The sequence below is a fragment of the Pseudomonas sp. MN1F genome (genome assembly GCF_009391885.1).
Lineage (GTDB): Bacteria > Pseudomonadota > Gammaproteobacteria > Pseudomonadales > Pseudomonadaceae > Aquipseudomonas.
The window spans coordinates 32,465-41,457 of record NZ_VZII01000045.1 but is presented as its reverse complement, the minus strand read 5'-3'; the positions used below and the strand labels follow the sequence as shown (position 1 = coordinate 41,457).

General features: G+C 63.2%; 9 protein-coding genes. 2 read left to right on the top strand and 7 right to left on the bottom strand.

Annotation, left to right across the window (positions count from 1 at the left end; translation table 11 throughout):
* Positions 1-178 (bottom strand): DUF3077 domain-containing protein (locus tag F6X59_RS22140; RefSeq protein ID WP_152958134.1); only part of this gene is annotated, 178 nt, incomplete at its 3' end.
* A gap of 81 nt (positions 179-259) precedes the next feature.
* The gene (locus tag F6X59_RS22135; RefSeq protein WP_152958133.1) at positions 260-541 is read right to left on the bottom strand and encodes a hypothetical protein; all 282 of its coding nucleotides are present in this window, start codon (positions 539-541) and stop codon (positions 260-262) included.
* A 452-nt stretch (positions 542-993) separates the two neighbouring features.
* Here F6X59_RS22135 and F6X59_RS22130 point away from each other — a divergent pair, with 452 nt between their 5' ends.
* Positions 994-2,100: an NADH:flavin oxidoreductase/NADH oxidase gene (locus tag F6X59_RS22130; RefSeq protein WP_152958132.1), complete on the top strand. Its 1,107-nt coding sequence runs from the start codon at positions 994-996 to the stop codon at positions 2,098-2,100.
* Between the two features lie 450 nt (positions 2,101-2,550).
* Here the strand turns inward: F6X59_RS22130 and F6X59_RS22125 are convergent, their stop codons facing one another.
* The 5 genes from F6X59_RS22125 to ydcS all read right to left on the bottom strand — a co-directional run bounded on the left by F6X59_RS22125 (position 2,551) and on the right by ydcS (position 7,972).
* On the bottom strand, positions 2,551-3,975 hold the full coding sequence (locus F6X59_RS22125; protein ID WP_152958131.1) for a gamma-aminobutyraldehyde dehydrogenase: 1,425 nt from the start codon (positions 3,973-3,975) through the stop codon (positions 2,551-2,553).
* 17 nt (positions 3,976-3,992) lie between these two features.
* Positions 3,993-4,799 carry an ABC transporter permease gene (locus F6X59_RS22120; RefSeq protein WP_152958130.1) on the bottom strand — a complete coding sequence of 269 codons (807 nt, stop codon included), beginning with the start codon at positions 4,797-4,799 and terminating at the stop codon, positions 3,993-3,995.
* Positions 4,789-5,691: an ABC transporter permease gene (locus F6X59_RS22115; protein WP_152958129.1), complete on the bottom strand. Its 903-nt coding sequence runs from the start codon at positions 5,689-5,691 to the stop codon at positions 4,789-4,791. Before F6X59_RS22115 ends, F6X59_RS22120 begins: the two co-directional genes overlap by 11 nt.
* 1 nt (position 5,692) lies before the next feature.
* Positions 5,693-6,733 carry an ABC transporter ATP-binding protein gene (locus F6X59_RS22110; RefSeq protein ID WP_152958128.1) on the bottom strand — a complete coding sequence of 347 codons (1,041 nt, stop codon included), beginning with the start codon at positions 6,731-6,733 and terminating at the stop codon, positions 5,693-5,695.
* Positions 6,734-6,820: 87 nt separating this feature from the next.
* Entirely contained in the window at positions 6,821-7,972 is a 1,152-nt protein-coding gene (gene ydcS, locus F6X59_RS22105; RefSeq protein WP_152958127.1) for a putative ABC transporter substrate-binding protein YdcS, read from the bottom strand.
* A 216-nt stretch (positions 7,973-8,188) separates the two neighbouring features.
* Here ydcS and F6X59_RS22100 point away from each other — a divergent pair, with 216 nt between their 5' ends.
* Positions 8,189-8,875 carry a tellurite resistance TerB family protein gene (locus F6X59_RS22100; RefSeq protein ID WP_152958126.1) on the top strand — a complete coding sequence of 229 codons (687 nt, stop codon included), beginning with the start codon at positions 8,189-8,191 and terminating at the stop codon, positions 8,873-8,875.
* Positions 8,876-8,993 lie beyond the last annotated feature (118 nt).

Sequence of the window (8,993 nt, the reverse complement as noted above, 5' to 3'; positions counted from 1 at the left end):
TTTCATCCATCAGGCCGATGATGGTCAGCTCTCTTACATAGCCCATCAACTCCGAGGCCTGCTCGCGGGCATCCCGGCAGGGGATGCCGGGTTCGATGCGGAACAGCGGATGGGTCTGGTGTTCGCCTTGGAAAAACGTGGTTTTGCCGACGGTGAATTGGGTGTCGTCTGTGGTCATCGATTCCTCTCCTGAAATTTTTTGATGGCCTGTTCTGGCCTCTTCGCGGGTTTACCCGCGAAGAGGCCCGCAACTCCAACCTCAATGAAGGTTGGTACTCCGCTCCAAGGCCAGTGACAGCGCATCCGCCTGGCCCCATGCAATCTGCATGGCACGCAGCCCATTCACCAGCGATTCCCGGGTGCGGTCATCTTCGATGGCATCGAGGGTTCGGTGGCAATGGTTGTAGGCAAGCATCAGGTAATGGGTGACGTTCATCACCACGTGGTCGATGGGCACGATGCCCTCGCTGACGGCGTTGGTGAGGGTCTTGTCGGAGGGAAGGTCGAAATGATGGGGTGGATCGGGGACGATCTTTTTCATAGCAATTCCTTGAAGATTAAAGGAGTTGCCACCGCCGTTTCCACACGAAGGGCGGCAACTGTACACGGGGTGGAAAACCGGTCTTCAAGGAACCCCGGTAGGCCATACGGCCTCCCGTGTACAGCTGCCATTACGACAGGCACTTGAAGATTGTCCGGGTTTCCACACCCGCATCGCTGATGTTTTCAGCGACACGAAAAGCCTAAAGGGCGGTGTTTCCAGGGACAATCAGACGCGAGTCGACAGGGCTTGTAGGATATTTTCCTCAGCCAGGCACCGCCAGTTCATATGCGTAGGAAACGTCTGATACATGCGTCGGACCAGTCAGCAATCCCACTGAACCTTCCCCCCCACCAATCTGGTCTAGTCTGATTAATGACCGGCATCGGGCCAGGGATGTGCACTTGAGTGTCCGGGCCGGATCACCATTGGAGTCCTTGGGAGGTGCCCTCATGAGCCTGCTGCTCGAGCCTTACACCCTGCGTCAGCTGACGCTGCCCAACCGCATCGCGGTCTCGCCGATGTGCCAGTATTCCGCCGTCGATGGCCTGGCCAACGATTGGCATCTTGTTCACTTGGGCAGCCGCGCCGTGGGTGGCGCTGGCCTGGTCATCAGCGAAGCCGTCGCGGTGACTGCCGATGGTCGCATCACTGCCGAAGACCTCGGCCTGTGGAACGACGACCAGATTGCCCCGTTGCAGCGCATTACCCGTTTCATCACCGCTCAAGGCGCCGTCCCCGGTATCCAGCTGGCCCACGCCGGGCGCAAGGCCAGTACCTATCGGCCGTGGCTGGGCAAGCAGGGCAGTGTGAAGCTCGAAGACGGCGGCTGGCAGCCCGTGGGGCCGTCGAAGATTGCCTTCGATCCGCAACACACACCACCACGCGAGTTGAGCAAGGACGAGATTCAGGACGTGATCAACGCCTTCGTCGCCTCGACCGAGCGGGCGCTCAAGGCCGGCTTCAAGGTAGTCGAAATCCACGCCGCCCATGGTTATCTGCTGCACCAGTTCCTTTCACCGCTGAGCAACCAGCGCCGCGATGAATATGGCAGCTGCTTCGAGAACCGTATCCGCCTGACCCTGCAAGTGGTCGAAGCGGTGCGCAGCGTCTGGCCGGCTGAATTGCCGCTGTTTGTCAGGGTATCGGCGACCGACTGGGTTGAGGATGGCTGGAACCCGGATGAAACCGTGGAACTGGCCCGTCGGCTGCGGGTGCTGGGTGTCGACCTGATCGATGTGTCTTCCGGTGGTACTTCGGTCAACGCCGAAATCCCCACCGGCCCTGGTTACCAAACTCGCTTCGCCGAGCGCGTGCGCAAGGAGGCGGAAATCGCCACCGGTACCGTCGGCATGATCACTGAACCGGCCCAGGCCGAGCATATTCTGCGCACCGGGCAGGCCGACGTGATCTTCCTGGCGCGGGAGCTGCTACGCGATCCTTACTGGCCGCTGCATGCCGATGATGATCTGGGCGGTAACAAGGCCACTTGGCCTGCGCAGTATCAACGGGCGACCAGCCGCGCCAACCCGATTCACGAGTCGGATTTGCGCGATTGATAAGGGCCGTAGACCCTGTGGGAGCCGCGCTTGCCGGCGATGGGCCGCAAAGCGGCCCCGGCAATTTATGCAACAACCTTGAGATCGTGGGGCCGCTTCGCGGCCCATCGCCGGCAAGCGCGGCTCCCACAAGGGTTGCGTTACATCCGGACTTGGTGTTTGACTTCCAGATAGTCATCCACCGCTTCTTTGAAGGCTGCAGAAAGCGTTCGACGTGATCGGGTATGAAACCCGACGATATCGCGGGTGGTGCAAAGATGCCCCACCCATAAGCGATCCTCTTTGCTGTATTTCACTATTGCTCGGTGTCCCCGATATTCCATGCCTTCTGGCTTCCTGATCGTGTGTTTTCGATGATCACAAAGTAATGGAAGCAAGATCAGGAATGGGCTGAAGGCAATGTAGGAAAGCGCCTGGTTTGAGGTCCAAGCCTCAATCCAGGCATTGCCTTCAATGCTTGATCATCACATGCCGCACACAGGTGTAATCCTCCAGCCCATACATCGACATGTCCTTGCCATACCCCGAGTGCTTCTGCCCGCCATGGGGCATTTCGCTGACCAGCATGAAGTGGGTATTGACCCAGGTGCAGCCATACTGCAACCGCGCCGCCAGGCGGTGGGCGCGGCCGGTGTCGCGGGTCCACACCGATGAGGCCAGGCCGTATTCGGAATCGTTGGCCCATTCCAGCGCCTGCTCCTCGGTGCTGAAGCGGGTCACCGAGACCACCGGGCCGAACACCTCGTTGCGAACGATCTCGTCATCCTGCAAGGCGTCGGCCAGCACGGTCGGTTCGAAGAAGAAGCCATCCCCCGCAATCACCTTGCCGCCCGTCACCAGGCGGATATGCGGCTGGGCGATGGCGCGCTGGACCAGGCCAGCCACCTTGTCGCGGTGCTGGGCGCTGATCAGTGGGCCGAGTTCTGTATCTTCGGCATCCTGCACGCCTGCCTTGAGGCTGGAAACGGCCTTGCCCAGGCGCTCGACGAAGCGCTCGTAGATCCCCGCCTGCACATACAGGCGACAGGCTGCGGTGCAGTCCTGGCCGGCGTTGTAGAAACTGAACGTGCGGATGCCGTCGATCGCTGCATCGATATCGGCGTCGTCGAACACCAGCACCGGCGCTTTGCCGCCCAGCTCCATGTGCATGCGTTTCACACTGCTGGCGGTGGCGCCAATGATGTGCGCGCCAGTGGGAATGGAACCGGTCAGCGAGACCATGCGCACCTTGGGGTGGGTAACCAGTGGGTTGCCGACCGTCTGCCCGCGGCCGAACAGGATGTTGAGCACGCCAGGTGGCAACAGGCCCTTCGCCAGCTCGCCCAGGCGCAAGGCGGTCAACGGGGTCAATTCGGAGGGTTTGATGACCACGGTATTGCCGGCCGCCAAGGCGGGGGCGATCTTCCACGCCAGCATCATCAGCGGGTAGTTCCACGGCGCGATCGAGGCCACCACGCCCAGCGGGTCGCGGCGGATCATCGAGGTATGGCCCGGCAGGTATTCGCCTGCCGCCGAGCCGCCAAGGCAGCGGGCGGCCCCGGCGAAGTAACGGAACACGTCGGCGATGGCCGGGATTTCGTCGTTCAGGGCGGCAGCGAACGGCTTGCCGCAGTTCTGCGACTCCAGCCGGGCCAATTCATCGCCATGGGCTTCGATGGTATCGGCCAGGGCCAGTAGCGCCAGGGAGCGCTCCTTGGGGCTGGTTTGTGACCAGCTGTCGAAAGCCTGGTCGGCGGCGCGCACGGCGCTATCGACCTGAGCCTCGGTAGCTTCGTTGATCTGCGCCAGGGCGCTGCCCTCGGCGGGGTTGAGCACGGTCCAGGTCGGGCCATCGCCCGCGACCAGCGTGCCGTTGATCAGCATTTTGCTTTGCATGGAGGACTCCTTGGGGGTCATTTGCCGCTGCCCGCAACGCTTTCGCCGCCACGGGTCAGGTAATAGGCGCCGAGGATCGGCAACATGGTCACCAGCATCACCAGCATGGCGACCACGTTGGTCACCGGCACGTCGCGCGGGCGGCTGAGCTGGTTGAGCAGCCAGATCGGCAGGGTGCGCTCGTGGCCGGCGGTGAAGGTGGTGACGATGATCTCGTCGAATGACAGGGCGAACGCCAGCATGCCGCCGGCCAGCAGGGCCGAGCCGAGGTTGGGCAGGATGATGTAGCGAAAGGTCTGCCAGCCGTCGGCACCGAGGTCCATGGACGCCTCGATCAGGCTCTGCGAGGTGCGCCGCAGGCGGGCGATGACGTTGTTGTAGACGATCACCACGCAGAACGTGGCATGGCCTATCACGATGGTGAACACGCCGGGCTCTATCCCCAGGCGCTTGAAGGCCGAGAGCAGGGCGATGCCGGTGATGATGCCGGGCAGGGCGATCGGCAGGATCAGCATCAGCGAGATGCTTTCCTTGCCGAAGAAGCTGCGCCGGTACAGCGCCGCCGAGGCGAGGGTGCCGAGCACCAGCGCGATCAGCGTGGCCAGGCAGGCCACCTGCAGCGACAGCTTGATGGCTTCGAGCACGTCGGGGCGGGCGAAGGCCACGGCAAACCAGTTGAAGGTAAAACCCTTGGGCGGGAAGCTGAATGCCGCGTCTTCGGTGTTGAAGGCGTACAGGAAGATGATCAGGATCGGGAAATGCAGGAACAGCAACCCGCCCCAGGCCGCCAGGCGCAGGCCGACAGACGCTTTTTCAGAGTGCATCGAAGGCTCCCAGGCGCTTGACGATGGACAGGTACACCGCGATCAGCACGATCGGCACCAGCGTGAACGCCGCTGCCATCGGCATGTTGCCGATCGCCCCTTGCTGGGCATAGACCATGCTGCCGATGAAGTAGCCCGGCGGGCCGACCAGCTGTGGCACGATGAAGTCACCCAGGGTCAGCGAGAAGGTAAAGATCGAGCCGGCGGCAATGCCGGGGATCGACAGCGGCAGGATCACCTGCCAGAACGTTTGCCCAGGCCTGGCCCCCAGGTCTGCCGAAGCCTGCAGCAATGACGGCGGCAGGCGCTCCAGCGAGGCCTGGATCGGCAGGATCATGAACGGCAGCCAGATGTACACGAACACCATGAAACGCCCCAGGTGCGAGGTCGACAACGTGCTGCCGCCAACGCCGGGCACGGCCAGCACCGCCTGCAGCAGGGCATCCAGGTGCAGCTGCTGGACGAACCACTGGGCCACGCCACCCTTGGCCAGCAGCAGGGTCCAGGCGTAGGTCTTGACGATGTAGCTGGCCCACATCGGCATCATCACCGCGATGTAGAAGAACGCCTTGGTCTTGCCGTTGGTGTAGCGCGCCATGTAGTAGGCAATCGGGAAGGCCAGCACCGCACTGGCCAACGATACCGCCACGGCCATGGCCAGGGTGCGCAGGATGATGTCGAAGTTGGACGGGTTGAACAGCGCGGCGAAGTTGCCCAGGGTCAGCTCCGGGGTTACCGCCATGGTGAAGTCGTCGAAGGTGTAGAAGCCTTGCCACAGCAAGCTGAGCAGCGAGCCCAGGTAGATGGCGCCGAACCAGGTCAGCGGCGGGATCAACAGCAATGCCAGGTAGAGGTTGGGGCGCCGGTACAGCAGGTCGGATACGCGGCGCATGTCAGCGGGCCTCGGCCAGGACGGTTTCCTGCAGCGCGGTCATTGCTTCGCGTGGCCAGCGCAGCTGCACGTGCTGGCCGGCCTGCCAGGGCTGTGGTTGCGCCTGCCAGCGGTCATTGGCGTGGCTTACGGCCAGCAGCTGGCCGCTGTCCAGCTGCACCTCATAGCGGGTGGCACTGCCCTGGTACTGGATGTCGCGCAGCAGGCCGCTGACTTGCACGTCTTGCGCCTGGCCGGGCATGTCCACCAGGCGGATATGCTCGGGGCGAATGGAAAACGGTGAGCGACTGCCACTGAGCTGTTCGGCGAGGTCACCGCGGATGACGTTGGAGGTGCCGACGAATTCGGCGACGAAGGTGGTCGCGGGCTTCATGTACAGGTTGCGCGGCGTGTCGACCTGCTCGATGCGCCCGCGGTTGAACACCGCCACCCGGTCCGACATCGACAGCGCTTCGGTCTGGTCGTGGGTGACGAAGATGAAGGTGATGCCCAGCTGGCGCTGCAACTTCTTCAATTCGCCCTGCATCTGTTCGCGCAGCTTCAGGTCGAGCGCCCCCAGCGGCTCGTCGAGCAGCAGCACCCGTGGCCGGTTGACCAGGGCGCGGGCCAGGGCCACGCGCTGGCGCTGGCCGCCGGAAAGCTGCGCCGGTTTGCGTTCGCCGTAGCCGGCCAGGGCGACCATGGCCAGCGCTTCTTCGGCGCGGGCATGGCGTTCGGCCTTGGCCACGCCCTTGACCTTGAGGCCATAGGCGATGTTGTCGCGCACGTTCATGTGCGGGAACAGGGCGTAGTCCTGAAACACGGTGTTGACGTCGCGCTGGTAGGGCGGCACGCCAGCGGCTTCGACGCCATGGATGCGGATCGAGCCGCTGTTCGGTTGCTCGAAGCCGGCGATCAGGCGCAGGCAGGTGGTCTTGCCCGAGCCGGAGGGGCCGAGCATGGAGAAGAATTCGCCGTCATCGATGTCGATGCTGACCTGGTCGACGGCCTTGACCTCGCCGAAGGTGCGGGAAACCTGGGTGAACTGGACGGCTAGGGGCATGCATGGGCTCCGAACAATGTCTGTCTCCGGTACCGGCCTCTTCGCGGGTAAACCCGTGAAGAGGCCGGTACCGGCTATCAACCGGCGTCAGCGCCCGCCCATGATCGCAATGTAATCCTGGGTCCAGCGGCTATACGGCACGAACTTGCCGCCCTGGGCCTGCGGGGTTTTCCAGAAGGCGATCTTGTCGAAGTTGTCGAAACCGTTGGTCTTGCACCCTTCAGCCCCCAGCAGTTCACTGCCGGTACAGGCTGCCGGCACTGCCGGCAACGAGCCGAACCAGGCGGCGACATCGCCCTGCACCTTGGGTTGCAGCGACCAGTCCATCCACTTGTAGGCGCAATTGGGGTGCTTGGCCTCGCTGTGCAGCATGGTGGTATCGGCCCAGCCGGTAGCGCCTTCCTTCGGGATGGTCGAGGCCACTGGCTGGTTCTCGGCCTTCAGGCCATTGACCATGTAGCCCCACGAACTGGAGGCGACCACGCCTTCGTTCTTCACGTCGCTCATCTGCACGGTGGCGTCGTGCCAGTAACGGTGAATCAGCGGTTGCTGCTGGCGCAGCAGTTCGAGCACGGCCTTGTACTGCGCCTCATTGAGTTCGTACGGGTCCTTGATGCCCAGTTCGGGTTTGGCCGTCTTCAGGTACAGCGCCGCGTCGGCGATGTAGATCGGCCCGTCATACGCCTGCACGCGGCCTTTGTTCGGCTTGCCATCGGGCAGGTCCTGCGGCTCGAACACCACGTTCCAGCTGGTCGGTGGCTGCTTGAAGGTATTGGTGTTGTACAGCAGCACGTTCGGGCCCCACTGGTACGGCGTGCCATACACCTGTTTGTCGACCACGTACCAGTCACCGTTCTGCAGGCGCGGGTCGATGTTTTTCCAGTTGGGGATCAGCGCCGTGTTGATGGGCTGTACGCGCTTGCCGACGATCAGGCGCAGCGAGGCGTCGCCGGAAGCGGTGACCAGGTCGTAGCCGCCCTTGGTCATCAGGCTGACCATTTCATCGGAAGTGGCCGCAGTCTTGACGCTGACCTTGCAGCCGGTTTCCTTTTCGAAACCGGTGACCCAGTCATAGGCCTTGTCGCTTTCACCGCGCTCGATGTAGCCGGGCCAGGCGACGATATCCAGCCGGCCTTCGCCGGCGCCCAGGGCCTTGGGCATCTCGGCAGCCTGCAGGCCGGCGCTGGCCAGCAGCGCGCCGGTTGCGGCGCCGAGCAATGCGGTCTTGTGCACTGACATGGTGTTCCCTCTTCTTGGAGATCTTGGTCGGGGCAGTCGTCAAGAAAGCAGTGAAGCAATGGTTATAAGCGTAGTCGCCTGTGCAAGTGCCTGGCGATGACGAGTCTAGTTGGCTTTTTGCCAGCTAACGCAACATCCGGAAGCAAATCCTTGGGTGGCGTGCCGGGTGGCAAGCCTTACTCTGGGCGTTCCTTTCCGTACCGTGGAGACATGCGCATGAACACCCGGGGCCTGCTCGACCAGTTGCTCAAATCCGGCCAGGAGCTGCTCAGCAAGCAATCTGCTGCGGGCAAACCGTCGGCTGGCGCGGGTGGGTTGGGCAACCTGCTATCCGGGGCCGGAGGAGGTGCCTTGGGGGCGGGGGCGCTGGGCCTGTTGCTGGGCAGCAAGAAGGCCCGCAAATATGGCGGCAAGGTGCTCACCTACGGTGGCCTGGCCGCGCTGGGTGTGCTGGCCTACAAGGCCTATGGCAATTGGCAGGCACGCCAGGGCGCAGGCCAGGGCGCCGAGCCGCAAACCCTCGACCGCCTGCCGCCGGCCCAGGCCGAGCAGCACAGCCAGGCGGTGCTCCGTGCACTGGTGGCGGCGGCCAAGTCCGATGGCCATATCGACGACCGCGAGCGTGCCCTGATCGAAGGCGAGTTCACCCGCCTGGACAGCGACCGCGACCTGCAGCACTGGCTGCACGATGAGCTGAACAAGCCGCTGGACCCGGCCGAAGTCGCCCGCGCCGCGCAAACGCCGGAGATGGCGGCCGAGATGTACCTGGCCAGCGTGATGATGGTCGATCAGGAAAACTTCATGGAGCGCGCCTACCTCGACGAACTGGCCCGTCAGTTGCGCCTTGACCCGGCCCTGCGTCAGGAACTGGAGAGCCAGGTGCGGCTTGCCGCAGGCCAATGAACGGGCAAATGGCCTGTCCGTCAGGGATAGAGGCCTGAATACCTCGCATTTCAGCCGCAAAAGCGTAGGAAGCCTGGGCTATACTTCGGCGATTTTTCCCGCTCGTTGTGAATTCCTG